26 protein-coding genes are annotated in these 24,893 nt (G+C 69.1%); 11 read left to right on the top strand and 15 right to left on the bottom strand.

Annotated features, from left to right (window positions below; genetic code table 11):
- Window positions 1-4: 4 nt before the first annotated feature.
- Complete coding sequence (locus ABEA24_RS33165) at window positions 5-391, top strand: hypothetical protein (RefSeq protein WP_345435691.1); 387 nt, start codon at window positions 5-7, stop codon at window positions 389-391.
- 119 nt (window positions 392-510) lie between these two features.
- Here ABEA24_RS33165 and ABEA24_RS33160 read toward each other — a convergent pair whose 3' ends face one another.
- Complete coding sequence (locus ABEA24_RS33160) at window positions 511-1,074, bottom strand: DJ-1/PfpI family protein (RefSeq protein ID WP_345435688.1); 564 nt, start codon at window positions 1,072-1,074, stop codon at window positions 511-513.
- A 133-nt stretch (window positions 1,075-1,207) separates the two neighbouring features.
- A complete protein-coding gene (locus tag ABEA24_RS33155; protein WP_345435686.1) occupies window positions 1,208-1,807 on the bottom strand; it encodes a peroxiredoxin-like family protein in 600 nt (199 codons plus the stop codon).
- A 71-nt stretch (window positions 1,808-1,878) separates the two neighbouring features.
- Here ABEA24_RS33155 and ABEA24_RS33150 point away from each other — a divergent pair, with 71 nt between their 5' ends.
- Window positions 1,879-2,490 (top strand): TetR/AcrR family transcriptional regulator, encoded by a 612-nt coding sequence (locus ABEA24_RS33150; protein WP_345435684.1) that lies wholly within the window; start codon window positions 1,879-1,881, stop codon window positions 2,488-2,490.
- Between the two features lies 1 nt (window position 2,491).
- On the opposite strand, the gene ABEA24_RS33145 is transcribed toward ABEA24_RS33150, so the two are convergent.
- The 4 genes from ABEA24_RS33145 to pnuC form a co-directional block, all read right to left on the bottom strand.
- Window positions 2,492-3,070: a hypothetical protein gene (locus tag ABEA24_RS33145; RefSeq protein ID WP_345435682.1), complete on the bottom strand. Its 579-nt coding sequence runs from the start codon at window positions 3,068-3,070 to the stop codon at window positions 2,492-2,494.
- Window positions 3,071-3,921: 851 nt separating this feature from the next.
- The gene (locus ABEA24_RS33140) at window positions 3,922-4,176 is read right to left on the bottom strand and encodes a hypothetical protein (protein ID WP_345435680.1); all 255 of its coding nucleotides are present in this window, start codon (window positions 4,174-4,176) and stop codon (window positions 3,922-3,924) included.
- A gap of 181 nt (window positions 4,177-4,357) precedes the next feature.
- Window positions 4,358-5,464, bottom strand: a complete 1,107-nt coding sequence (locus tag ABEA24_RS33135; protein WP_345435678.1) for an AAA family ATPase — start codon at window positions 5,462-5,464, stop codon at window positions 4,358-4,360.
- A complete protein-coding gene (gene pnuC / locus ABEA24_RS33130) occupies window positions 5,461-6,111 on the bottom strand; it encodes a nicotinamide riboside transporter PnuC (protein WP_345435676.1) in 651 nt (216 codons plus the stop codon). Before pnuC ends, ABEA24_RS33135 begins: the two co-directional genes overlap by 4 nt.
- A gap of 304 nt (window positions 6,112-6,415) precedes the next feature.
- On the opposite strand from pnuC, the gene ABEA24_RS33125 reads away from it, so the two are divergent.
- Window positions 6,416-6,859 carry a hypothetical protein gene (locus ABEA24_RS33125; RefSeq protein WP_345435674.1) on the top strand — a complete coding sequence of 148 codons (444 nt, stop codon included), beginning with the start codon at window positions 6,416-6,418 and terminating at the stop codon, window positions 6,857-6,859.
- A gap of 85 nt (window positions 6,860-6,944) precedes the next feature.
- On the opposite strand, the gene ABEA24_RS33120 is transcribed toward ABEA24_RS33125, so the two are convergent.
- Both ABEA24_RS33120 and ABEA24_RS33115 read right to left on the bottom strand, forming a co-directional pair.
- Entirely contained in the window at window positions 6,945-7,760 is an 816-nt protein-coding gene (locus ABEA24_RS33120) for a PIG-L family deacetylase (protein WP_345435672.1), read from the bottom strand.
- Between the two features lie 40 nt (window positions 7,761-7,800).
- Entirely contained in the window at window positions 7,801-8,025 is a 225-nt protein-coding gene (locus tag ABEA24_RS33115) for a hypothetical protein (protein ID WP_345435670.1), read from the bottom strand.
- Between the two features lie 170 nt (window positions 8,026-8,195).
- Here ABEA24_RS33115 and ABEA24_RS33110 point away from each other — a divergent pair, with 170 nt between their 5' ends.
- Both ABEA24_RS33110 and ABEA24_RS33105 read left to right on the top strand, forming a co-directional pair.
- Window positions 8,196-9,137, top strand: coding sequence for a D-alanyl-D-alanine carboxypeptidase family protein (locus tag ABEA24_RS33110; protein ID WP_345435668.1), 942 nt, complete (start codon window positions 8,196-8,198; stop codon window positions 9,135-9,137).
- A 12-nt stretch (window positions 9,138-9,149) separates the two neighbouring features.
- Window positions 9,150-10,913 carry a S9 family peptidase gene (locus ABEA24_RS33105; protein WP_345435666.1) on the top strand — a complete coding sequence of 588 codons (1,764 nt, stop codon included), beginning with the start codon at window positions 9,150-9,152 and terminating at the stop codon, window positions 10,911-10,913.
- A 51-nt stretch (window positions 10,914-10,964) separates the two neighbouring features.
- On the opposite strand, the gene ABEA24_RS33100 is transcribed toward ABEA24_RS33105, so the two are convergent.
- Window positions 10,965-11,627, bottom strand: coding sequence for a TetR/AcrR family transcriptional regulator (locus ABEA24_RS33100; protein WP_345435664.1), 663 nt, complete (start codon window positions 11,625-11,627; stop codon window positions 10,965-10,967).
- Window positions 11,628-11,784: 157 nt separating this feature from the next.
- Here ABEA24_RS33100 and ABEA24_RS33095 point away from each other — a divergent pair, with 157 nt between their 5' ends.
- A complete protein-coding gene (locus tag ABEA24_RS33095) occupies window positions 11,785-12,675 on the top strand; it encodes a hypothetical protein (RefSeq protein ID WP_345435662.1) in 891 nt (296 codons plus the stop codon).
- Window positions 12,676-12,757: 82 nt separating this feature from the next.
- On the opposite strand, the gene ABEA24_RS33090 is transcribed toward ABEA24_RS33095, so the two are convergent.
- On the bottom strand, window positions 12,758-13,072 hold the full coding sequence (locus ABEA24_RS33090; protein ID WP_345435660.1) for a PucR family transcriptional regulator: 315 nt from the start codon (window positions 13,070-13,072) through the stop codon (window positions 12,758-12,760).
- On the opposite strand from ABEA24_RS33090, the gene ABEA24_RS33085 reads away from it, so the two are divergent.
- Window positions 13,043-13,585, top strand: a complete 543-nt coding sequence (locus ABEA24_RS33085; protein WP_486303928.1) for an NAD(P)/FAD-dependent oxidoreductase — start codon at window positions 13,043-13,045, stop codon at window positions 13,583-13,585. The genes ABEA24_RS33090 and ABEA24_RS33085 overlap by 30 nt on opposite strands.
- 20 nt (window positions 13,586-13,605) lie before the next feature.
- On the opposite strand, the gene ABEA24_RS33080 is transcribed toward ABEA24_RS33085, so the two are convergent.
- From ABEA24_RS33080 to ABEA24_RS33070, 3 genes are all read right to left on the bottom strand, one after another.
- A complete protein-coding gene (locus ABEA24_RS33080) occupies window positions 13,606-14,295 on the bottom strand; it encodes a class I SAM-dependent methyltransferase (RefSeq protein ID WP_345435656.1) in 690 nt (229 codons plus the stop codon).
- Window positions 14,296-15,070: 775 nt separating this feature from the next.
- Complete coding sequence (locus tag ABEA24_RS33075) at window positions 15,071-15,808, bottom strand: FadR/GntR family transcriptional regulator (protein WP_345435654.1); 738 nt, start codon at window positions 15,806-15,808, stop codon at window positions 15,071-15,073.
- Between the two features lie 180 nt (window positions 15,809-15,988).
- On the bottom strand, window positions 15,989-17,566 hold the full coding sequence (locus ABEA24_RS33070) for an amino acid permease (protein ID WP_345435651.1): 1,578 nt from the start codon (window positions 17,564-17,566) through the stop codon (window positions 15,989-15,991).
- A 310-nt stretch (window positions 17,567-17,876) separates the two neighbouring features.
- Here ABEA24_RS33070 and ABEA24_RS33065 point away from each other — a divergent pair, with 310 nt between their 5' ends.
- The 4 genes from ABEA24_RS33065 to ABEA24_RS33050 are packed head-to-tail and all read left to right on the top strand — an operon-like array spanning window position 17,877 to window position 22,219.
- Window positions 17,877-19,250: a glutamine synthetase family protein gene (locus tag ABEA24_RS33065; protein WP_345435649.1), complete on the top strand. Its 1,374-nt coding sequence runs from the start codon at window positions 17,877-17,879 to the stop codon at window positions 19,248-19,250.
- An 8-nt stretch (window positions 19,251-19,258) separates the two neighbouring features.
- Window positions 19,259-20,641, top strand: a complete 1,383-nt coding sequence (locus ABEA24_RS33060) for an aldehyde dehydrogenase family protein (RefSeq protein ID WP_425551262.1) — start codon at window positions 19,259-19,261, stop codon at window positions 20,639-20,641.
- A gap of 30 nt (window positions 20,642-20,671) precedes the next feature.
- Window positions 20,672-21,436: a 3-oxoacyl-ACP reductase gene (locus tag ABEA24_RS33055; RefSeq protein ID WP_345435647.1), complete on the top strand. Its 765-nt coding sequence runs from the start codon at window positions 20,672-20,674 to the stop codon at window positions 21,434-21,436.
- A 6-nt stretch (window positions 21,437-21,442) separates the two neighbouring features.
- On the top strand, window positions 21,443-22,219 hold the full coding sequence (locus tag ABEA24_RS33050) for a gamma-glutamyl-gamma-aminobutyrate hydrolase family protein (RefSeq protein ID WP_345435645.1): 777 nt from the start codon (window positions 21,443-21,445) through the stop codon (window positions 22,217-22,219).
- Window positions 22,220-22,428: 209 nt separating this feature from the next.
- On the opposite strand, the gene ABEA24_RS33045 is transcribed toward ABEA24_RS33050, so the two are convergent.
- Window positions 22,429-23,502, bottom strand: coding sequence for an aspartate-semialdehyde dehydrogenase (locus ABEA24_RS33045; RefSeq protein ID WP_345435643.1), 1,074 nt, complete (start codon window positions 23,500-23,502; stop codon window positions 22,429-22,431).
- Window positions 23,499-24,767 carry an aspartate kinase gene (locus ABEA24_RS33040; RefSeq protein WP_345435641.1) on the bottom strand — a complete coding sequence of 423 codons (1,269 nt, stop codon included), beginning with the start codon at window positions 24,765-24,767 and terminating at the stop codon, window positions 23,499-23,501. Before ABEA24_RS33040 ends, ABEA24_RS33045 begins: the two co-directional genes overlap by 4 nt.
- Window positions 24,768-24,893: the final 126 nt, after the last annotated feature.

Genomic DNA, 24,893 nt, shown 5'->3' with positions numbered 1-24,893 from the left:
GTGGATGATGAGGAAGCTCTTCAAGACGGCTGTGGTGGGCGCTGGGCTCGCGGCCGTGACCTTCGCTCTGGCGACGCCCGCGTCGGCCAACTCGTTCTCGCAGAACGTCGGCGACGGCGTCATCAGCTACGACGACGCGAGCGACACGTTCTGCGCAAAGGCGTATGACAGTGACGGCGCGCGGCTGGTGGAGGTGCACCTCGTCCCGCTGAGCCGGTCCGGCCCGGACCCCTGGTGGACGGACAGGAACAACTACTTCGGCGCCCCGGGTCCCTGGTGCAAGAGCCTGTCCAGCGCCTACGAGGACACCTACTACCGCGCCGAGGTCAGGACGTACTGGGGGGAGCGGGACACGTGGGTGACACGAGGGCCCTACTACTTCTACAGCTGATCCCGAGTCAGGAGAGCAGCGTGTCCGCAGCGTAGGCCGCCCGAGCGGGAGCGTCCCCGCGAGCCGGGGACGCCCACCGCCGCATCGGTCCACGCGGCGGTGGGCTCGGATGCGGTCGGTCAGTCGACCGGAGCGGCGACCCGCAGGACCTTGAGGAACTCGCGCATCCAGGCCGGGTGATCCGGCCAGGCGCGGCCGGTGACGATGGAGCCGTCGATGTGCGCCTCGCTGTCGACGAAGGACCCGCCGACCGCCTCGATGTCGGGGGCGAGGGCCGGGTACGCGCTGGACGAGCGGCTCGCCAGGACCCCTGCCGCGGCGAGTACGAGGGGGCCGTGGCAGAGCGCCGCGATCGGCTTGCCCGCCTCGGCGAAGTGCCGGACGATGCGGCGGCAGTCGGTGTCGCCGCGGATGTACTCGGGCGCGCGGCCGCCGGGCAGGACCAGTGCCGCGTAGTCGGCCGGGTCGACGTCGGCGAACGCGACGTCGGCGGGCCAGGTGTGGCCGAGCTTCTCGGTGTAGGTGTCGAAGCCGTCGACGAAGTCGTGCACGACGAACTGCAGCTTCTTCTTCGTCGGAGCGGCGATGTGCACGTCGTATCCCTCTTCCAGCAGCCGCTGGTAGGGGTACATCACCTCGAGATCCTCGGCCGCGTCGCCCGTGACGATCAGCACCTTCGGCATCGTGCAGCACCTCCGTGACGTTGTGGGAACACCGTACGACCGATCGTGTCCGCCGATCCTCGCGACGGTCAACCGCGGAGATTCCACCCGCCGGGAGAACCGTCGCGGCCGGGTCGGGCTCCTCAGTCGCCTCTCACGGCTTCGAAGTCGCCGGGTGTGAGCTGCGGGAGGCCAGGTCCAGCAGTTCGTCGACGGACCACTGGTCGTAGGCGTGCTCGCCGTACTTGCAGGCCACCACAGTGCCGTCCTCGGCGATCAGGAGGTCGGCGGGCAGGCCGAAGCGTCCGCCCTGCGGGCGGGCGGCCGGGCCGCGCTCACGGCCGCGGACGATGGCCCACGTGCTGCGCAGGACGGCTCGGAGGATCGGTCCCCAGGCGCGCGGGTGCAGGAGCGCCCGGCGCGCCGATTCGACGCCGAACTCCACGTACAGCCGTTTGCCCGGGTCGGCGATGACGGCGAACGGCAGGTCGGCCGCGTGCTCGCGCAACTCGTCGGCGGGCGAGTGGAAGACGACGACCTCACGGATGCCGGCCGCCTCGATCTCGGCATGGCGCCGCACGATCGATCGCAGGTGCAGGTTGCACACCGGGCAGCCGGCGAAGCGACGGAACTGCAGGTGGACGAGGTGTCCATGCGACGGGACGCGGATCGGCGGGCCGGAGACGGGGGTGAACTCGCGCTCGTCGATGACGGTGCCGGGGCGGGGCCTGCGCAGATCGTCGTGGGCGGCCATCACGTGATCCCTCCTGTAGGCGTACAACATACGCTAACACGTTTAGGCGTACCTTGTACGCTGTCGGGACCATGCCTCGCCCACGCTCGCTCACCGAGACGCAGATCGCGGCGGCCGCGCTCGCCGTCATCGACCGCGACGGACTCGCCGCCCTGACGATGCGCGCGGTCGCCAAGGAGCTCGGGATGGGGACGATGTCCCTGTACCGCTACGTCGACGACCGCGAACAGCTCGAGGGCCTGGTCGTCGCCCTCGTCCTCGGCAGCGTCGACACCGAGCCCCCGCCCGGCTCATCCTGGCGGGAGCGGATCGCGATCATGGTCGAGCGCGTCCGCGATGCCGTCGGCGCGCACCCGAACGTCGTGCCACTCACGCTCACCCACCGGCAGGGCTCGCCGAGCAGCCTGCGGTGGGCGGAGACGGTGCTCGGCATCCTGACCGAGGCGGGAATCGAGGGCGAGCGGCGGGTCGTCGCCCTGCGCAGCCTGGTCGGCTACCTGGTCGGGGCGATCCAGCTGGAGCACCTCGGGCCGTTGTCGGGCGAGGGCACGCGGACCATGGCCGCACTGCCGGCCGCGGAGTACCCGCTTCTCGCCGAGACGGCGCGGCAGGCGGCACGGGTCACGGTGGACGAGGAGTTCCGCCGCGGCCTTAACGTCCTGCTGAACGGCCTGGCGATGTAGGTCAACGAGAGTCGTTACCGTCGAGCGCCGGCCGGCGCTCGACGAGGCCGACGCCTGCCCGCTCGGGCAGCACCGGCGGGATCAGCGTCAGCAGGTCCAGCCCTGCCCAGTCGACCCGCACGCCGAGCGACCGGCGTTCCACGGGCGGCAGGACCTCCTCGGCGGGCAGCACTCGGCAGCGCCCATCTGGACTCTGAGTCGCGAGGCGCGAGTACGCCGCCGGCTCGGGCTCCCCGCCGTGGACCCGCCGCTCGCGATCCCAAGTGATCTCCGTCAGCCCGGGGAGCTTGATTCCGATGAAGGGATAGATGTCGCGCACGGCGACCTCGTCGCCCCGCTGGTACACGCGGATGACGAGGGTGCCCGCGGAGTTCGGGGACCAGCGGGTGCGGAGGAAGTCGGCGATGACCTCCCGCATCGTCGTCGGGTCGGTGAGGACTCGCCGGTCTCCCCCGTCGCCGCTTCCCGGGAAGGACGACTCGAACACGTAGTAGCTGTACATGCAGTGCGTCTCCGACGAGCAGGGCAGGTGGCCGGGTGTGACCGGAGGGTAGCCGACCAGTCCATACCGATTGGTCACGATTCGATGGACGTTCGCCTCCGACGGTCGAGTTGATGCTCCAGACCCAACGCCCGACTAGGACCGGGGCCCTATAGCAGATCGGCGAACGCCCGGACGACAGCGCTTCCCGATCATCAGAGGAGATTTCCAGCCACGGCTTCACGGAGGTTCCGCCGTCCTGATGCACGGTTCGACAAGGCGAGACGGCAAGGGGCGTATGGGGTGCATCGCCATACGCCCCAAGCGGTTATTCGAAGCGGATGCTCGAGGCAATGGCCCCAGGCACGGGCCTGAAACCTCCATTCGTAACGGCGGTTACATTACCTCTGTCGATGAAGTTTCCAGAGTCGCGGTCGAAAACGTTCCCGAAGTTCGAATTACTGGATGGCTGCGAGTCTGCGTATGCAGGCGCAGCGGCTCCACCGATCACGGCCGTCAGCACGGCACCGGACAGGACGATCGTCTTGAGGACCATACACTCCTCCTATGAATGTAAATGGCTGCACGGATTGCCCGCCCGCATCACCATACGCCTCAGTGAATACCCAGGAATTCGACCTAAGCCCGAACTCTCGATAGTCTTGGCGAAATATCTACGCGGCCACACCCGCCCCAAATTACCGAAATAAGCCCCGAATCTGGAATTTGGGGCAAACGTCACAACGGGTCGGTGAATGTCCAGCCCTTTCCCAGGAGCGCATCGACGGCACTAATCGGCGAGCGCTCGGACGGCGACGTTTCCGGCCATCAAAGGAGGCTGCCGAACCCCGGTTTCTCGTAGGTATCGCCGTCTTGCCGCACGGTCCGGCAAGACGAGACCGCAAGGGGCGTATGGCAATGCACCGCCATACACCCCCGCCGGATGCGTATTACTGTAGGTCCTCGGTTATGGCCTGCCCCACAATGACGGCGGCCGCATCGTTGCCCGATACTTGCTGAGGTTGGTTTTGGGTTCTGGCGTCTACACTACCTCTGTCGACGAATCCTCCAGAGTCGCGGTCGAAAACGTTCCCGAAGTTCGAATTTGATGGCGGTTGCGGCTGCTGGGCGTACGCGGGCGCAGCGGCTCCACCGATCACGGCCGTCAGCACGGCACCGGACAGGACGATCGTCTTGAGGACCATACACTCCTCCTATGAATGTGAATGGCTGCACAGATTGCCACCTGCATCGCCACGCCTCCCAGTGAATACCCAGAGCTTCGACGTAAGCCCAGATCCCTGACAATCTTGGCGAAATATCTACGCGGCCACACCCGCCCCAAATTACCGAAATAAGCCCCGAATCGGGAATTTGGGGCAAACGTCACAACGGGTCGGTGAATGTCCAGCCCTTTCCCAGGAGGGCATCGACGGCGGTGACGGCGGCGGCAAGGCGGTCCTCATGGGCGCCCGTGACCACCACGTACGGCAGGCCACGCCGGTCCAGCTCTTCGCGGAAGCGGTCCGACATCCGCTCCCGGATCGACTCGCCGTCGCGCCAGCCGTCCTGCTCGAAGGGCACGCCGGCGGTGTCGGTGAGGATCCACAGGTCGTGGTGGGTACGGGCGTGGACGCGTTCGGCGTCGGGCGAGAGGGCGCCGAGATAGCGCTCGTGCCACAGCGAGGTCGCGAAAGCGTCGGTGTCGCAGATCAGCAGGGGTGAGCCGGAGCGGGCCGCGGCGTCCTCGAGGGCGAGATGCCGCTCGGCGATCAGGGCGAACTCCACCGAGGACCAGGGAAGGTCGCCGATCCACCGGTCGGGGTCGGTGCGCCGCGCGAGGGCGAGCTTCTCCTCGCAGTACAGGCGGCCGTACTCCGGCACCCACCGGGTCGCGGCCCACACCCCGCCGCGCGCGGAGTAGTGCGCCGCGAGGGCGCGGCTCAGCGTGGTCGTGCCCGAGGACTCCGCGCCGACGATGACGACGCGACGGGCCAGGTACGCGCGTACGGCGGGCGAGAGCCACGGCCAGCAGGCGACCGGGTCGCCGCGTACGGCGGTGCCGCTCACCGGGAACCGGCTGCGCGGCGGGTCCACCGGGACGTGCGCGGCGGCGAACCGGCGGGCCAGTTCGGGACCGTACTCCTCCGAGCTGAACACCGCGTCGACCGGCGGGCGGTCGAGCGCGCCCACGCCGTTCCCGGACGCCGCGGCCAGACCCGCCTGGAACGCCGCCACGTGCGCCGCCCAGATCTCCTCGGAGTCGTAGTCCACCTCGACGTCGTCGACGACCGGAACGATGTCGACGTACGGCTGCGGGTGCCGTTCGCGGAGCCAGGCCGTACGGAGGGCGAGGGGGATGCTCTCCACGGTGGAGGCGGCCACGACGACGGTCACGCGCTCGCAGGCGTCCGCCGCGGTGTCGATCAGGTGGTGATGGCCGGCGTGCGGCGGATAGAACTTCCCGATCACCAGGCCGTGCCGGAACGTCATGAGGCCACCGGGACGGCCGCCGCCTCCTGCTCCGCGTGGTCCTTCCGCCAGGCGAGCAGTCCGGCGACGCACAGCGCCAGGAAGACGACGTAGAGGGCGCTGGTGAGGTAGAGGTGCTTGTAGGCGTACAGCGGGATGTAGATCAGGTCGGCGGCGATCCACAGCCACCACGACTCGAGCAGCTTGCGGCACTGGCCGTACGTCGCGGCCAGTGAGATCACGGTGGTGAGCGCGTCCCAGAACGGCACGGTCGAGTCGGTCCAGGCGCTGAGCGCCCACGTCAGCAGGCCGGTGGCGGCGATCCCGGCGGCCGCGAGCCCGGCCCATTCCGTACCGGAGGTGCGCTGGACGACGCGCTCGGTCCGCTCCCGCCCGCCGTACAGCCACTCCCACCAGCCCCAGACCTGCAGGACGACGTAGACGGCCTGCAGGCCCGCGTCGGCGTACAGGCCGCCGTCGACGAAGATCAGGCCGAGCAGGACGACGTTGGCGATGCCGATCGGCCAGTTGGCGATGTGCTGCCGGACGACGAGCCAGACGTTGACCACCCCGGTGGCGAACCCGAGCACCTCCGCCCAGGTCGTTGGCGTGCCGCCCAGGGTGATCGCGGGATGGAGCAGGGGACCCAGCAGGCTGTGCAGCGACAATCCGGCACGCTCCCAAGATCAGACAGTGGCCACCAGAATCTAACATCCAGGACTTAGGTCACACGAGGGACTAAACACCGCACTCGGCGCCTCCACCGACCCGCACGAAGAACGGCTTCAATAGCACATCGGTCACGGAACGGACAGAGCCCACCGGATCAATACTCGACATTCGAGATGGGAACTGTGCCTCAATTCCACTGCCAAGGATTACGCCGTGATCGTTCTGCTTGATAGTTTCCGCTCTGGCCGCGATACCCCTTTCGCGCGGCGTGGATTTCACTCGTCTCAAAGGAGACCTGTCATGGCTTTTCTTCGTAAGACGATCGTCGCGACCGCCGTGGCCGGTCTGGCGTTGACCGGCACCGCGGGTGCCGCCCACGCCGGTACCGCTCCCCCGAAGCCGCACAAGTTCACGGCCTACGGTCCCGCGGTGAAGAAGCTCCCCCACGGCAAGGTCGTCCACCTGCAGACGGTGACCGGAACCGCCACGATCACCGCCTGGACGACGGTGAAGTGGAAGGCGACCAACAAGACGTACAACAAGAAGACGGGCAAGGGGACCATCGATGTGGTCTTCACGTACGTCAGTGGCAGCGGGATCAAGACCCGGTCCTTCCTTAAGATCAAGGGCAGCGACGATGTCACCTTCGGTGTGCCGATGAAGCTGAAGCGGCTGACCGTGCAGGTGTCGCAGGGCAAGAAGCATGGCGCGCCGGTTGCGATCCTCGGCAAGGTGATCAAGTAACACGCCGTTCGCCGAGCGGTTCGTACTCAGGGCGTATTCGGCGGAGACTGAGTACGAACCGCCCCTGGTCAATCGGAAAGGCCCCTCAGCGGAGGCCGGCGAAAAGGTCGGTCTCCTGGTCGGGAGCGGGCACGGCGCTGAAGCGGCGGACGAACGACTCGGTGCCGAGCACCTGGCGCTGCAGGTCGTCGGGCATGCGGAGCAGGAAGATGCCGTCCTCCTGGCTGGCGTGCGCCTCCAGGGCCTTGAGCTTGCGCTCGAAGTACGCCGAGACGTCGACCACCGTGGTGATCTCCTCGTCCGGCGTGCCGAAGTCGTCGGGCAGCTCGAAGTCGCCCATGTCGGCGCCGGTGCTGCGGAGGTAGTCCATCATCCGCTCGATCCCGGCCCGGGGGACGGCGGTGTGGTAGAACTTGCGCGGAATCCCGGTCGACTCGGCGGCGGCGATCGCGATCCGGTGCGCCTGGATGTGGTCGGGGTGCCCGTAGTTGCCGTTCTCGTCGTAGGTCACCACCACCTGCGGGCGGTACTTCTCCATCAGGGCCGCGAGCCGTGCGGCCGACTGCTCGACGGGCACATTGCTGAACACGCCGGTGTCGGCGTTGGCGTCCCAGCCGGCCATCCCGGAGTCGGGGTAGCCGAGCAGCTCCACGTGGGCGATGGCCAGGTGAGCGACCGATTCGCGTAGCTCGCCGAGCCGGCGGCTGCTCACGTCGGCCGGGTCGTGGCCCGGCTCTCCGGGCTTGACCCCGCCGGGGCCGTCTCCCTGTTCGCCATTGGTACACGTCACCAGGACCGTGCGGATGCCCTCATCCGCGTAGCGCGCGAAGATCCCGCCAGTGCTGATCACCTCGTCGTCGGGGTGCGCGTGCACGGCCATCAATGTCAGTTCGGATTCCATGAGCTCCAGCATGCACGGCCGGAGCGGCGCGTACGTATTCTCAGCGGAAACGGCGGCGACGGCGTCGCCAGATCTTCGCGCACTCCGCGCACGTGTCGGGCGGAGGCGTGGACGACGACTCCCCCCGCACCGTGATCACCGCGCCGCAGTAGGCGACCACGGTGCTCCCGACGGGCCGGGCGGGCGGCGGGTAGCCGTGTGTGACCTCATCGCCGCCGCTGCCGGTCGGTCTCAGGGCGAGCTCTGTCGAGGATCTCGGCGTCACCCCTCAACGGTACGACGCGCCGTCCAGAAGATTCCGGACAGGTGCTGAACGGCCTTATCCAAACCAATCCGACTGACCGCATCTGGCCCGATCGTCCTGCGAGTCCTGTTGCGTCCGAATTGATCAACTGCGAACATGCTTGCCTCCCCCCAGAATTCCCAGGAGTTTGCATGCGTCGCAGCGCGCGCCTGGTCGCCGCCACCGTCGCGGGGGCCCTGATGGGCTCGATTCCGCTGACCACTCCGAACGCCGTCGCCGCCACCGCCTCCCGAACGGGCACCGCCGCGCAGGCGTCCCAGCCGTCCGGGATCGCGGCGAAGGGCGCGTACCTCTACGATTCGACCAAGGGCAAGAAACTGTGGGGCGTCGCCACCACGACCAAGCGCCCCATCGGAAGCATCACCAAGGTGATGACCGCGCTCGTCGTGATCCGCGCCGGCGGCCTCGACCGCAAGATCACCGTCAAGAAGAGTTACCTCGACCACGTCAAGAACACCGACGCCACGACCGCCGGGCTGAAGGTCGGTGACAAGGTGTCGGTCGGGCAGCTGCTGAACGGCATGCTCCTGCCGTCCGGCTGCGACGCGGCGTACGCCCTCGCCGACGTGTACGGCCCGGGGCAGACGAAGTTCGTCGCCAAGATGAACAAGACCGCGAAGTCGCTCGGGATGACGAGCACCTACTTCCGTACGTCCGACGGGCTGCCCACCTCCTCACACAAGGAGGGGTACTCCACGCCGAGCAACCTGATGAAGCTGGCGAAGGCGGCGATGGCGAGCTCGTCGTTCCGCGCGGTCGTCGCCCGCAAGACCTACTCGGTGTCGAAGACCAGCGGGCACCACGCGTACAAGTGGACCAACACGAACCTGCTCCTCGGCTCCTACAGCGGCGCCATCGGCATCAAGACCGGCCACACGAACGCCGCGGGCTACTGCCTGCTGTTCGCGGCCCGGCGCGGTGGCCGTACGCTGTTCGGGGTGGTCCTGAACAGCACGACCACCGACCCGAACCGCCGGTTCACCGACGCGGCCAAGATGCTCGACTGGGCATACGGCACCAAGTCGGCGCAGCTGCGGCTCCGCTCTCTCCCCTCGGGGACCGCCACGGACTGACAGACTTGACTCATGGTTGACGACGAACGCTGGAAGGCTCGCTTTCGGGCCGCCCGGGTGAGCCTGCCCGGCTGGGCGCACTACGCGCCGCACCGCTCGGTGTACCGCTCGAACACCACCGGGACCTGGGAGATCTACTCCTGGGACCGTACGACCGACGAACGCCGGCAGGTCACCGACCGGCCGAACGGCACCTGGATCGGGGGCATCGACCCGACCGGCGAGTGGATCTGGTGGTTCGCCGACACCGACGGGGACGAGTTCGGGGTGTGGCGGCGGCAGGCGTTCGGCGGCGGGGAGGACGAGCCCGCCGTGCCCGCGCTGGAGCCGTCCTACCCCGCCGGCCTCGCCGTGGGCTCCAGCGGGCGCGCCGTCGTCGGCCGGTCCACGGACGGCGGCACGACGATCCACGTGTGCCCGCCGGGAGCCGACCCGTACGTCCTGTACGCGCACGCCGAGGACGCGTACGCGATCGACCTGTCCGAGGACGAGTCGCTCGTCGCGATCAACCACAGTGAGCACGGCGACAGCCGGCATATGGCGCTGCGGGTCGTGCGCACGGACGGCGAGACCGTCGCCGACCTGTGGGACGGCCCGGGCAAGGGGCTGAGCGGGCTGTCGTTCTCCCCGGTCGTCGGCGACCAGCGGCTGCTCGTCGAGCACGAGCGGCGCGGCAAGCCGGAGCCGCTGATCTGGAACCCCGTCAGCGGCGACGTCCAGGAGATCGTCCTCGACCTGCCCGGCGAGGTGGGCGCCAACTGGTACCCCGACGGGTCGGCGCTGCTCGTCTCGCACTCCCACCACGCGCGCGACGAGCTGTACCGCTACGACCTGGCCGGCGGCACGCTGGAGAAGATCGACACGCCGCGCGGAGTGATCGGCTCGGCCACCGCCCGCCCGGACGGCACGGTCGAGTTCTCCTGGTCGTCGTCGGCGTCGCCGCCCGTGATCCGCTCGACGTCGGGCGCGGTGGTGCTGACCCCGCCCGGACCGCCCGCACCCGAGTCGGTGCCGGTCGAGGACGCCTGGGTGACCGGTCCCGGCGGCGACATCCACGCCCTGGTCTCCAAGCCGGAGGGCTCAGGCCCGTTCCCGACCGTCTTCGACGTGCACGGCGGGCCGACCGCGTACGACGACGACTCCTTCTCCCCGGACGCCGCCGCCTGGGTGGACCACGGCTTCGCCGTCGTCCGCGTCAACTACCGGGGGTCGACCGGCTACGGCAGCACGTGGCGCGACGCCATCGAGGGCCGTCCCGGACTGACCGAGCTGGAGGACATCAAGGCCGTCCGCGACTGGGCCGTCTCCTCCGGGCTGGCCGACCCGTCGCGGCTCGTGCTCACCGGCGGGTCGTGGGGCGGCTACCTCACCCTGCTCGGCATCGGCACGCAGCCCGGCGACTGGTCGGTCGCGGTCGGCATCGTCCCGGTGGCCGACTACCTCGCCGCGTACGAGGACGAGATGGAGGCGCTGCAGGCGTTCGACCGGTCGCTGTTCGGCGGTTCGCCGGCCGACGTCCCCGAGCGCTACAAGGCCTCCTCGCCGATCACGTACGTCGAGCAGGTCACCGCCCCGGTGCTGGTCATGGCCGGGGAGAACGACCCGCGCTGCCCGATCCGCCAGATCGACAACTACCTCGGCCGGCTGCGGGAGCTCGGCAAGGAACACGAGGTGTACCGCTACGACGCCGGGCACGGCTCCCTCGTGGTCGAGGAGCGCATCCGGCAGATGGCCGCGACCATCGACTTCGCCCGCAAGCACCTCGATCTCACCTGAGCACCGACGGCCATCGCGTTCCTCTCGCGAGCGCGATGGCCGTTTTCGGGTCTACGTGCGCAGGTCGCGGTAGGTGGCCAGGGCCTCGCGGACGATGCCCCGCATTCCGGGCACCCGCGCCAGGGCGACGAGGCGGTCGATCAGCGGGACCGTGCGCTCGATGAGCCGATAGGTCTTGGCCGCGTCCGGCGAGCTGTCGTACACCCAGTGCAGGATCACGCCCATCGAGTAGAGCCACAGCAGCTCCGGCAGGTCCGCGCGGATCTCCGCGTCGGCCTTGAGCGTCGAGCCCTCCACGACCTCGCGGTAGACGGCGACGGCGGCATCGCGGATCGGCGCCGACTCGGCGCTGAACGGGCTGAGGGGGCTCGTCGGCTCGGCCGCGTACTTGAAGAACTTCCCGGCGAACTCCTTGTACGGCTGCAGCACGTCGATGCGCGCGCGGACCACGCCGAGCAGCCGCGCGCGGAACTCCCGCTCCCGCTCCAGCACGGCCCGGCACGCCTCGGTGTGGTCGTCCTGGGAGTGCTCGTAGTAGAGCTGGATCAGCTCTTCCTTCGAGGAGAAGTAGTAATAGGCGTTGCCGACGGACACCCCGGCCTCGGCTGCGATCACTCGCATCGTGGTGGCCTCGTAGCCACGCTCGCGGAACAGCCGCAGGGCGGTCTTCGCGATCAGTTCTCTCGTCTGCTCGGACTTGGTCGGTACGGCCACAGCCGACACTGTACGTCTCTCCGCGGACCAGCCGTGTCGGTCAGCGACAGGTCATAACTGGGTGCGGAATCGGGAAAGCGGCGCGCCCCTTGCCGGAGTGTCGCGCTTGACGCGATCAATGCTGCGACTGGCGCATGCGACAGTACGGGAGGGCTTCATGTCGATACGCACGACCGTCATCGTCGGCTGCGCCACGGGGTTCTGCACGTTAATGGCCGGACCGCCAGCCATGGCGCGCAGCCACAACCCGGCGTCTTCGCCGGATGTGCTGCACCAGCGGCTGGTCGGGGCGCTGTTCCGGGCCGGGGGGATCCGCTCGATCTCCACCGGGCACTGCGCGCGGCGCGCGAACCCGCACTGCACGTCGTTCGAGGGCTTGCGGGCGGCGACGTTCAGCGGGCTGCTGGCGCTGAAGCAGGCCAGCCACTGCCATCTGACCGTCTCCGGCGGTACGGAGGCGGGTCACGCGGCGGGCCGCTACAGCCACTACGCGGGCTACAAGCTCGACGTGCTGCCCAACCGGTGCCTCGACGGCTACATCCCGCACCACTTCCATCGTCTCGCGACGCGGGGCGACGGCGCGGCGCAGTATCGCGGGCGGGGGCCCGTGACGTTCGCGCGCGAAGGATCCCACTGGGACATCACCTTCGGCGCCGCTCCGGGCTCACCGATCGGGCACAAGGGCGTCAAGCCGCCGGTCGAGCGGGGGGACGACAAGCCGGGCATCGGACAGGGCGAGGACAAGCCGATGACCGGGCGCGAGGACGACGAGCCCACGACCGGCGGAGATGGCGACATCGTCACCGGCGGCGGAGCGGAGAAGAGCGGAGGCGACAAGGCCGTCCCCACGACCGGGAGCGGGGACGTGAAGCCCGTGGCCGGGGGCGGTAAGGACGGACCGGGTACGGGACGCGGCGCCCGCAGGCATGAGCCGAGGCGCGGGGCCCCGCGGTCGGTGGGCGCGCCTCGGGCCGCCGGGCCCAAGACAGGCCGCGGGCACGTCGATTCCGTCTCCGGATGGATCGACCCTGAGGATGACGAGGACTGAGGGTTTCCCGTGAAACATGGTGGGGCCGGACGGACTCGGTCCGTCCGGCCCCACCTGGGACGTTGCCGTCGGCTGTGGTCCCTCAACCGTCCAGGTGATCCGCCACGCAGGCCAGATAGAGGGCGAGCCGGTCCGCGTCGCCGTCGGCCCGGTCGCCCTCGCGGCGAGCGATCTTGTCGAGCCGGTAGACCAGCGTGTTGCGGTGGATGTTCAGCGCGGCCGCGGTCTTGACGAGGTTGAAGCCGTGCTCGGTCCATACGGTGATCGTCTGGCGGAGCACGGGCCAGTCGGGGCGCTCGCACAACTCCGCGACGTACGTCTCGGCGAAACGCCTGCGCACCCGGTGCGGAACCGCCGCGAGCAGCTGATGCACCCGCAGTTCGTCGATGGAATGCACCGAAGCGGCGGGACGGGTACGCGATCCGAGCCGCAGCGCGGCCTTCGCGTCCTCGTAGGACGCATCGCCGGAACGATGGAGCTCAGCGGCAACAACCGGCGGCTCGACTGGCGGCGTATCGTCGCGATCGCCCACGCCAGCCGTGACTACCTCGGTCACTGGTACGACAGTGCCGACGACCTCATGGCCCTCATCCACGACCCATGGGTCGGCGGACGCCCGATGATGCCGGACGGACTGCCCGTGCTCGACCGGGTGCCCGGCAGCCCGAACGCGTACGTGGCCACCGGTCACGGCATGCTCGGCATCACGCTCGCGCCGGTGAGCGGGAAGGCGATGGCGGACTACATCACGACCGGCCGGCGCCCGGCCTCACTCGCCGCGTTCCGCGCCGACCGGTTCCCGGGCCTGCTGGCGCACCGCCGGACGAGCCCAGGCGACCGCGTCAGGCCCGGTGCGGGTCCTGCTCCAGGCGGCAGCGCGGCGGGTGGTGCCGAAGCCCCTGCCGGTTAGAGGGTCGCCGACCGATGAGATCAGACTTCTGTGTGCTTCCGGGCCTTGATGGCCAGCACGACGGGCGTTGGTTCGCCGCTTTCGGAGAATCGTTCGAGCGTTAGCCCCGCGGAGAGAAAGGCGTGCATCAACTCGGGGAGCGGGCGGTGGGTGGCACCGACCTTGGCGCGTACTCCCTGGTCGGTCCAGGACGCCTTGGTCCAGTGGCTGTCCAGGTAGCCGGGGTGGATCACCACCGCGTCCAGGTCGCTGCGGTCGGCGAATCCGCCGCAGAAGCAGGGGTGGACGCCGACGTGCACGAACACTCCGCCGGGTCGCAGGACCCTGGCCACCTCGCGGAGCACCGCCGGGTAGGCGGGCATGTCGGTATGGACCATCATCGCGACGACGGCGGGCAACGAGGCGTCCGGGATCGGCAGGTGCTCGGCGTCGGCCTGCGCGACGGGAAGACGGCCGCGGGTGCGGCGTAGCATCCCGGCGGACAGGTCGACGCCGATGGGGGTCCAGCCGAGCGCGCGGACCTGGGCGGCGTGGACGCCGGTGCCGCACCCGATCTCCAGGCAGGTCCCGCTGCCCTCGCCGAGGAGGTGACTCAAGACGTCGTTGAGATCGAGGGGGTTGCCGTCCCGGGGCCTGCCGGTTCTCTGCGCGCCGAGGAACTCGTGCTCGTACCAGTCCGCGATCTCGTCGTAGGCCGCAGTCGGCGCCATCGCCCGCTCCAATGTGACCGTGCATCAACCCGTCGGAGATGTTCCAGGCTTCGACCCTAGCTTCCGATCGTGTCGTGGCCCGTCGTGTCAGCTATCGGCGGATTCATCGGGCGGTGTGGCGAGATGGGCCTTGGCGAAGTGTTGACCAGAAGGTTGTTTACAGTCATATCCATGGTCGACTTCGGCCAAAAATGGAGGATCTCGGGATGCATTTTTTACCGTCACGCGAACAGACTTGACTATCGGCCGCCCACCACCCGCAGTCGGATCCAGGGGAGGAAGGCATGTGGCGCATAAACCATCTCATGTTGGTGCCGTCGTTTCTCAGCGCCGGACTCATTCTCGGCAGCACTGCAACACAGGCATCGACGTCGTCCGGGTCGGAAAGGACGATAGTTGACGACGTTTCTCCGCCGGCCGACGACCATGGTCGCGAGTCGGACACAGAAACGCAGTCAGACACGGATACCCAATACAGTGCAGGCTATGACCACGGCTACGAATTCGGCATCAAGGATGGCCGTAATTCATGCACCAAAGTCCATCGAAAGCTTTCCAGTACTGCTAATTATCTCCTTGGCTGGGCTGTCGGATATAACGCTGGCTACTCGACCGAGTGTCCCCATTCATCGAAACCGAAATTCCACCTAAGGGGACCTCACACCGAATAGCACTCTCGACTCAACCGGCCATGTCGATTTGTCGCGCTTATCGGTGGTCTGTCCGCTGCCTGCCGTGCTGATCACCGAGCGTTTCGCACATCCGCCTGAGGGGATCAGGCGAGGAAGCCGCGGAGCAGCGCGCCGGTGCCCTCCAGGTGCTCGACGATCGCGCGGCGCGCCGCCTCCGGGTCGCCGTCCAGGATGGCGTTCACGATCGCGGCGTGCTGCGTCGACGCGTGCTCGATGTTGCGCTGCAGCACCGGGATGGCGTTCAGCAGGTCGTTCAGTCGCATCCGGGCGTCGGCGCAGGCCGCGGCGAGCAGCGGCGAGCCGGTCAGCTCGGCGATCGTCAGGTGGAAGCGGGTGTCGAGCCGCCGGTAGTCCGCGGGCGCCGCGGTGTCGGCGTCCCGCAGGCACGACCGGAGCCGGTCGATCTGCTCGTCGCGTAGCCGCTGCGCGGCCAGCAGCTGCCCCGCTCCGGTCTCGACCGCCATCCGGTAGATCAGAGCGTCGCTGAGCTCCTCGCCCATGCCCGCGGCGACCCGCTCCAGGTCGCCGCGTCGCGGGGCCCGGGGCCGGTAGGTCACGAAGGTCCCGCCGAACCTGCCGCGCCGGGACTCGACGTATCCCTCCTCCTGCAGGGCGCGGATCGCCTCACGCAGCGTGACACGGCTTATCCCCAGCTGCGGGGCGAGCTCCCGTTCCGGCGGAAGGCGCTCGCCGTGACCGACCACCCCCAGCTTGATCGCCTGGAGGAGGCGCTCCACGGTCTCCTCGAAGGCGTTGCCCGCGCGGACGGGCCGGAAGACGGTTGAGGTCGCCAGAGTGGCCGGATCCCGCTCGTCACTCAACGAAGACCGCCCTTCAGCACCGGCGACGACCGCGCCCGGCGGACACCACCCGGCCGGGAAAGCAGCGCGGGGGGCGCGGTCCTGGGCTCATGCGCATCAGCGTAATGCCGACGACGATGCGGGTTGCCGGGCCACCGCGTCCGCCGGGCGGGACGTTTCAGACCCGCCCGGCGGACGCGGTCAGGCCTGCGACGCTTCGGGGGCGGGCCCGCCGGCCACGGCCGGCCCGTCGGCGATCGTCGGTGCCGGCTCGTCGGTGTCGACCGTCCGGCGGGGCCCGGTGAACCAGGTCCGCGCCGACAGTGCCCACCAGCCACCGACCAGGGCCAGTACGACGCCGAGGGCGATCGGAGCGTAGTTCACCGCGCTCCAGTTCCATGCCTTGTTGCCCGGCACGCCGGCCGGGGCGATCGGCAGGATGAAGTAGACCGAGATGACGGCGATCTCGATGATCGCGATCCAGCCGAACAGCTTGTACCTGCGGCCGAGTGTCCACGGCCCCGGCTGGAACCGGTCGCCCATCCGTACCCGCAGGTAGATGGGGATGAGGAAGGCCAGGAACAGGCCGATGACCGCGATGGACACGACGGCGTAGAACGCGACGGGCGTTCCGGTCGGGCTCTTGTAGAGCGCCGGGAGGGTGAGGATGAGAGCCGCGATCGAACCCATGATGATCGCGTTCACCGGGGTCCGGTTCTTGTCCACCTTCGACCAGAGCCGCCAGCCCGGCACTCCGCCGTCCCGCGAGAACGCGTACGTCATCCGGGACATGCTCGTCACGCAGCTCATGCCGCAGTAGAACTGGCCGATCACCGAGATCGCGATCACGATCTTGGCGAGCGCCGGGCTGAGCGCACTGGTGAAGATCGCCGGTGCGAAGCCCTGCGCGGCGTTGATGCCCTTGACGTCCGTGGCGGCGAACAGGAAGGACAGCAGCAGGATCCAGCCGCCGACCGCGGAGTAGGCGATGGACCGCCACAGTCCCTTCGCGGCGGTGCGCGCGGCGTCCTGGGTCTCCTCCGACACGTGTGCGCACGCGTCGAACCCGGTGATCGTGTACTGCGTCAGCAGGAAGCCCAGCGGCAGCACGTAGAACCAGTAGGTCCCGCCGGAGAAGCCCGAGTTGTTGATCCGCTCGGTGAACACGAACTTCAGGCTCTGGTGCGAGTCCGGGCCGAAGACCAGGATGAGCACGACCGCGGCGACGCCGAACACGTGCCACCAGACGGAGATGTTCTGCAGGATCGCGACGAGGTGGTGCCCATAGATGTTGATCAGCGCGTGCAGGGCCAGGATGACCAGGAACAGGACGAACACGAAGCCGAGGCCGCCGTCCCAGCCCTTGTGCAGCATGCCGAGCAGGACGTTGAGGAACGTCGCGCAGCCGTAGTCGACCGACGCGGTGACGGCGATGAGGCCGATCAGGTTGAGCCACCCGGTGAACCAGCCGTGCACCGGCTTGCCCATGGTGGCGGCCCACCAGTAGATGCCACCGGCGGTCGGATAGGCCGAGACCAGCTCGGACAGGCAGAAACCGATGATCAAAATGAAGCCGGCGATGATCGGCCAGCCCCAGGTGATGGCGACGGGTCCGCCGTTGTTCCATGCCTGTCCGAAGGTCGTGAAGCACCCGGACAGGATCGAGATGATCGAGAAGGAGATGGCGAAGTTGGAGAAGCCGCTCCAGGACCGCTCCAACTCCTGTTTGTAACCGAGTTCTGCGAGTCTTCTGGCGTCTTCGTCGAGACCGGTGGCCATAGAGGCTCCTCGGATCGGGGGGTGGTGGAGGTCGAGAGTCGGGGGGTCGGCCGGCGCGCGCCGGGTCTGCAGAGCGGAGGGGGTCTTGGACTGTCCGTAACCCGTTCGAAACACGGCCCGTAGCGGCCCTTTCACTGTCCCGGAAGTGTGCGAGCAGGAAGACCTCACGTCAAGGGGGTAGTTATTCGGCCGTGGATTCGCCCGACGACGCCAGGGGGTTGACAGATGCCCAGGTCTAGCCATCAATGGTCCTAAACCAAACCATTCCCCCTGGGCCGCCTCCCGGTCCGGCGTCCGGAGAGGACGAAGCGTGGTCGATCGAGGTCTGCTCACACTCGAGCAACTCAAGGACGAGGCGGCGGCGGGCCGGATCGACACGGTCCTCATCGTCATCCCCGACATGCAGGGACGGCTCCAGGGCAAACGCCTGTCCGCCCGCTTCTTCCTGGAGGAGGTGGCCGGGCACGGCTCGGAGGGGTGCAACTACCTGCTCGCGGTGGACGTCGACATGAACACCGTGGACGGGTACGCGATGTCCTCCTGGGAGCGCGGGTACGGCGACTTCGTCATGCGCCCGGACCTGTCGACCCTGCGCCGTATCCCCTGGCACGAGGGAACCGCCATGGTGTTCGCGGACCTGGAGTGGGGGGCCGAGGCGTCGCACGGCGCCGACGTCGTCGCCGCGCCGCGGCAGATCCTGCGCCGCCAGCTCGACCGGCTCGCCCAGCGCGGTTGGACGGCCTACGTCGGCACCGAGCTGGAGTTCATCGTCTACCAGGAGTCCTACGAAGAAGCGTGGAACCGCCGGTATCAGGATCTGACACCGGCCAACCAGTACAACGTCGACTACTCGGTGCTCGGGACCTCGCGCGTGGAACCCCTGCTGCGCCGGATCCGGAACGGCATGGACGGCGCCGGGATGTACGTCGAGTCTGCGAAGGGCGAGTGCAACCTCGGGCAGCACGAGATCGCCTTCCGGTACGCCGACGCGCTGACCAGCTGCGACAACCACGCGCTCTACAAGACCGGCGCCAAGGAGATCGCCGCCCAGGCCGGCATGTCGATCACGTACATGGCCAAGCCGAACGAGCGGGAGGGCAACTCCTGCCACATCCACATCTCGCTGCGGTCCGACGACGGCACGCCGTTGCTCGCCGGCGACGGGCCGTACGGGCTGTCGCCGCTGGGCGAGCACTTCATCGCGGGGCAGCTGGCCTGCATCAGGGACTTCACGCTGCTGTACGCGCCGAACATCAACTCCTACAAGCGGTACGCGCCGGGCTCGTTCGCGCCCACCGCGATCAAGTGGGGGCTGGACAACCGGACCTGCGCGCTGCGGCTCGTCGGGCACGGCCCGTCGCTGCGCATCGAGAACCGGGTGCCCGGCGGCGACGTCAACCCGTACCTGGCCGTGGCCGCCCTGGTCGCCGCGGGCCTGCACGGGATCGAGAGTGGGCTGCCGCTGGAGGAGCCGTTCACCGGCAACGCCTACGCGTCCGACGCGGAGCAGGTACGCCCGGCGCTGCGCGAGGCGTACGAGGACTGGTGCAAGAGCTCCCTTGCCCGGGAGGCGTTCGGCGACGAGGTCGTCGAGCACTACGCCAACAACGCGCGCGTCGAACTCGACGCCTACGACCGGGCGATCACCGACTGGGAGCTGTTCCGCGGCTTCGAGCGGCTCTGAGGACCGGAGTGAGAGAGATCGTGGCCGACTTCAAAGTGATCAATCCGGCGACGGAAGAGGTCGTCGACTCGGTGCCGATGGCCACCGCCGACGAGATCGACGTCGCCGTCGAGCGCGCCACCGCGGCACATGAGACCTGGCGGAACGTCGCGCCCGGCGACCGCGCGCGGCTGCTGCGCGCCTTCGCCGCCAAGGTCGAGGAGAACATCGACGCGCTGACCGCCCTGGAGGTCGCCAACGCGGGCCACCCGGTGGGCCAGGCCCGCTGGGAGGCCGGGAACGTCCGCGACGTGCTGACGTACTACGCGGCCGCGCCGGAGCGCCAGTTCGGACGGCAGATCCCGGTCGCCGGCGGGCTCAACGTGACCTTCCAGGAGCCCCTGGGCGTGGTCGGCGTGATCGTGCCGTGGAACTTCCCGATGCCGATCATGGCGTGGGGGATGGCGCCCGCGCTGGCCGCCGGCAACACGGTCATCGTCAAGCCCGCCGAGGCGACGCCGCTCACGGCGCTGCACATCGGCAGGCTCGCCCTGGAGGCCGGCCTCCCGGAAGGCGTCCTGCAGGTGGTGCCCGGCGAGGGCCCGGTCGCCGGGCGGCGGCTCGTCGAGCACCCCGGGGTCCGGAAGATCGTCTTCACCGGCTCGACCAGGGTCGGCAAGCAGATCATGGCGGCCTGCGCCACGGACGTGAAACGGCTCACCCTGGAACTGGGCGGCAAGAGCGCCAACATCGTCTTCGCCGACGCCGACCTGGAGCAGGCGGCGGCGACCGCGCCGTACGCCGTCTTCGACAACGCCGGGCAGGACTGCTGCGCGCGCTCGCGGATCCTCGTCCAGCGCGACGTGTACGACCGGTTCATGGAGCTGCTGGAGCCGGCGGTCCTGGGAGTGCGGGTCGGCGATCCGCGGGCCGAGGACACCGAGGTCGGCCCGTTGATCAGCGCCGCCCAGCGGGAGCGGGTGCGCGGCTACGTCGCCGGTGACATCGCGTTCCAGGGTCGATGCCCGGAAGGTCCGGGTTTCTGGTTTCCGCCGACCGTCCTCGCGCCTCCGGCCGCGCCGGGTGACGAGGCGTTCCGGCGGGCCTGGAACGACGAGATCTTCGGGCCGGTCGTGAGCGTCCTGCCGTTCGACGACGAGGCGGACGCCGTCCGGATCGCCAACGACACGGCGTACGGCCTGTCGGGATCGATCTGGACCCGCGACGTGAGCCGCGCCCTCCGCCTCGCGCGGGCGATCGAGGCCGGCAACCTGTCGGTCAACTCCCATTCCTCGGTGCGGTACTGGACGCCCTTCGGCGGGTTCAAACAGTCCGGGTTCGGCCGCGAGCTCGGCCCCGACGCGCTCGCCGCCTTCACCGAGACCAAGAACGTCTTCATCGCCACCGGCTGATCGCAGCTTCACCCATCGGAGGGAATCCCCATGCAGCGTCTGCAGGACCGCGTCGCCGTCATCACCGGCGGTGCCAGTGGCATCGGCCTGGCGACCGCGCGGCGCTTCGCCCAGGAGGGCGCCAAGGTCGTCGTCGCCGACCTCGACGAGACCGCCGGCAAGGCCGCCGCCGACGAGGTCGGCGGCCTGTTCGTCCGGGCCGACGTCACCCGCGAGGACGACGTCACGGCCATGTACGCCGCGGCGAAGGAGACGTACGGCTCGGTCGACATCGCCTTCAACAACGCCGGGATCTCGCCGCCGGACGACGACTCGATCCTCGAGACGGGGCTGGACGCGTGGCGGCGCGTGCAGGAGGTCAACCTCACCAGCGTGTACCTCTGCTGCAAGCACGTCATCCCGTACATGCGAACGCAGGGCAAGGGTTCGATCATCAACACCGCGTCCTTCGTGGCGCGGATGGGCGCGGCCACGTCTCAGATCTCCTACACGGCGTCCAAGGGCGGCGTGCTGGCGATGTCACGCGAGCTCGGCGTTCAGTTCGCCCGCGAGGGCATCCGGGTCAACGCCCTCTGCCCCGGGCCGGTGAACACCCCGCTGCTCCAGGAGCTGTTCGCCAAGGACCCCGAGCGGGCCGCGCGCCGTCTCGTCCACGTCCCGGTAGGCCGCTTCGCCGAGGCCACGGAGATCGCCGCCGCCGTCGCCTTCCTCGCCAGCGATGACGCGTCCTTCATCACCGCCTCGGAGTTCCTCGTCGACGGCGGCATCTCCGGCGCGTATGTGACGCCGCTGTAGGCCGGAATGAGCGACTCTTCCCCCGTCGTGGGCATCACGGCGTACGTCGAGCCGGCCCGCTTCACCGTCTGGGACATGACGGCCACGCTGCTGCCCCACGCGTACGTGGAGCACGTCGTCCGGGCCGGCGGGCAGCCGGTCCTGCTGCCGCCGGTCGGCGATCCGGCACCGCTCGTCGAGCGCCTCGACGCCCTGATCGTGGCGGGCGGGGGTGACCTGAACCCGGCCCGGTACGGCGCGGAGGCACACGAGCGGACGGCCCAGGTCCGTGACTTCCGCGACGAGGCGGAACTCGGCCTCGTACGGGCCGCGATCGAGCGGCGGCTCCCCGTCCTCGGCATCTGCCGCGGCCTGCAGGTGCTGAACGTCGCGCTCGGCGGCACGCTTGAGCAGCACGTACCGGAGGTCGTCGGCGATAACCGGCACTGCCCGGCGCCGGGCGTGTACGGCCGCCTCCCGGTGACGATCGGATCCGGGACCCGGCTCGCCGCCGTGTTCGCGGAGGAGCGGATCACGGTGGCGCACTATCACCACCAGGCGATCGGCCGGCTCGGCACCGGGCTGGTCCCGGCGGCGTGGGCGGACGACGGTCTGGTGGAGGCCGCGGAGCTCACGGGGTACCCGTTCGGGATCGGCGTTCAGTGGCACCCGGAGGCGGGCGACGACGGCACTCTCTTCACCGCCCTGGTCACCGCGACGGACGAAGGAACCCGCTCCCGACCGGATGAGGGATCTCGGCGAGCCCCCGCCGGTGATCGCGCCTGGTCAAGGCCCGGCGACTGACGGCCCGGCGACCGGCCGAGACCCCGCAACTGACGGCCTGGTGCCCGGCCGAGGTCTAGCACCAGGCGGCCGACCGAGATCGGGCGCCTGACAGCCCGGTGCCTGGCCGAGACTCGGCGACCTGACGCCTTGGCGGCCGGCTACCTTCTACGGACGCGAACGGCGCGTCCCGGCGGTGCGTCGCACCGCCGGGACGTCTCTCGAATGAGTCAGGCCGTGAACTCGGCGGCGACCACCTCGGCGATCTCCGCGGCGTTCAGCGCGGCGCCCTTGCGCAGGTTGTCGCCGCAGACGAACAGCTCCAGCGTGTTGGGGAAGTCGATCGCCTGGCGGATCCGGCCGACGTACGTCGGGTCCGTGCCGACCACGTCGGCGGGCGTCGGGAAGACGCCGTTCGCCGGGTCGTCCATGACGACAACGGTCGGGGCGGCGTCCAGGATCGCGCGCGCGCCCTCCACCGTGACCGGCCGCTTGAACGTCGCGTGGACGGCCAGCGAGTGCGTCGTGATCACGGGCACCCGTACGCAGGTCGCGGAGACCTTCAGGTCGGGGATGCCGAGGATCTTCCGGGACTCGTTGCGAAGCTTGAGCTCCTCCGACGCCCAGCCGTCCTCCTTGAGCGAGCCCGCCCAGGGCACGACGTTGAGCGCCATCGGGGCCGGGAACGGCGACTCGGTCTCGCCGAGGCGGTTCTGGATCGCCTTGCGCACGTCGCCGGCGGTCTGGCCGAGCGTACGGTCCCCGGCGACGGCCTCGATCTCGGCGTACATGCGCTCCGTGCCGGCCACGCCCGCGCCGGACACCGCCTGGTACGAGGCTACGACGAGCGAGTCCAGGCCGTACTCCTCGTGCAGCGCGCCCATCGCGGCCATCATCGACAGGGTCGTGCAGTTCGGACAGCAGATGATGTTCCGCGGCCGGTTCCGTACGGCCTCGGCGTTGACCTCCGGGACGACGAGCGGCACGTCCGGATCCATCCGGAACGCGCCGGACTTGTCGACGACCACCGCGCCGCGCTCGGCGGCGATCGGCACCCAGACCTTCGACACCTCGTCGGGCACGTCGAACATCGCGATGTCGACGCCGTCGAAGACCTCCGGGGTCAGCTCCTGGACGACGAGCTCCTCGCCGCGTACGGAGAGCCGCTTGCCGGCGGACCGGGCGGAGGCGACGAGGCGGATCTCGCCGTACACGTCCTCGCGGGAGGAGACGATGTCCCGCATGACGGTGCCGACCGCGCCGGTGGCACCGACCAGGGCGAGGGTGGGCTTGCGGTTGCTCATCGGCCGCTACCTCCGTAGACGACGGCCTCCACCTGGTCGGCGTCCAGGTCGAACGCGCGGTGGGCGGCGGTGACGGCGGCGTCCACGTCGTCCTGGTCGACGACCACCGAGATCCGGATCTCCGAGGTGGAGATCATCTCGATGTTGACGCCCGCGTCGGCGATCGAGCCGAAGAACTTGGCGGTGACGCCGGGGTGGGACCGCATGCCCGCGCCGATCAGCGAGACCTTGCCGATCTGGTCGTCGTAGCGGAGCGAGTCGAACCCGATGCGCTCCTTGATCTTGTTGAGGGCCTTGATCGCCGTCTGCCCGTCCGTGCGCGGCAGGGTGAAGGAGATGTCCGTGCGGTTGGTCGCCGCGGCCGAGACGTTCTGCACGATCATGTCGATGTTGATCTCGGCGTCGGCCAGCGTGGAGAAGATCGTCGCAGCCTCGCCGACCTTGTCGGGGACCCCGACCACGGTGATCTTCGCCTCGCTCCGGTCGTGTGCGACGCCGGAGATGATCGCTTGTTCCATCTGGCTTCCCTCAATGCTGTTCTTGACCCACGTGCCGGTCTTGTGGCTGAACGACGACCGGACGTGGATCGGCATGCCGTACCGCCGGGCGTACTCCACGCAGCGCAGGTGCAGGATCTTCGCGCCACACGCCGCCATCTCCATCATCTCCTCGTAGGAGATGTCGGGGATGCGGCGCGCCGCGGGCACGATCCGCGGGTCGGCCGTGAAGATGCCGTCGACGTCGGTGTAGATCTCGCAGACGTCCGCGCCGAGCGCCGCGGCCAGCGCCACCGCCGTCGTGTCGGACCCGCCCCGGCCGAGCGTGGTGATGTCCTTGGAATCCTGGGAGACGCCCTGGAACCCGGCGACGATCGCGATCGAGCCGTCGTCGATCGCGTCCCGGATGCGGCCGGGCGTGACGTCGATGATGCGCGCCCTGCCGTGCGTGCCGTCCGTGATCACACCGGCCTGGGATCCGGTGAACGACCGCGCCTCGTGCCCGAGGTTGGCGATGGCCATGGCGAGCAGCGCCATCGAGATGCGCTCGCCGGACGTGAGCAGCATGTCCAGCTCACGCGCGGGCGGCAGGGGGCTGACTTTGTTGGCGAGATCGATGAGTTCGTCCGTCGTGTCACCCATGGCGGACACCACGACGACGACGTCATGGCCGTCCCGCTTCGTGGAAACGATCCGCTGGGCTACGCGCTTGATGCTTTCAGCGTCGGCGACGGAGGAGCCACCGTACTTCTGCACGACAAGAGCCACGCGTATGCACTCCTCGGATGGGGATCAGGCGGTCGAGATCCGAGTCTACCGAGGTCAGCTCAATACCCGGCCAGATTTGTCCCGGTATGCGAGATTTCCCGAAAGTCGCGTAACGCCCCGGAAACC

Source organism: Actinoallomurus vinaceus (assembly GCF_039542055.1).
GTDB lineage: Bacteria > Actinomycetota > Actinomycetes > Streptosporangiales > Streptosporangiaceae > Actinoallomurus > Actinoallomurus vinaceus.
This window is presented reverse-complemented; position numbering and strand designations above follow the sequence as displayed.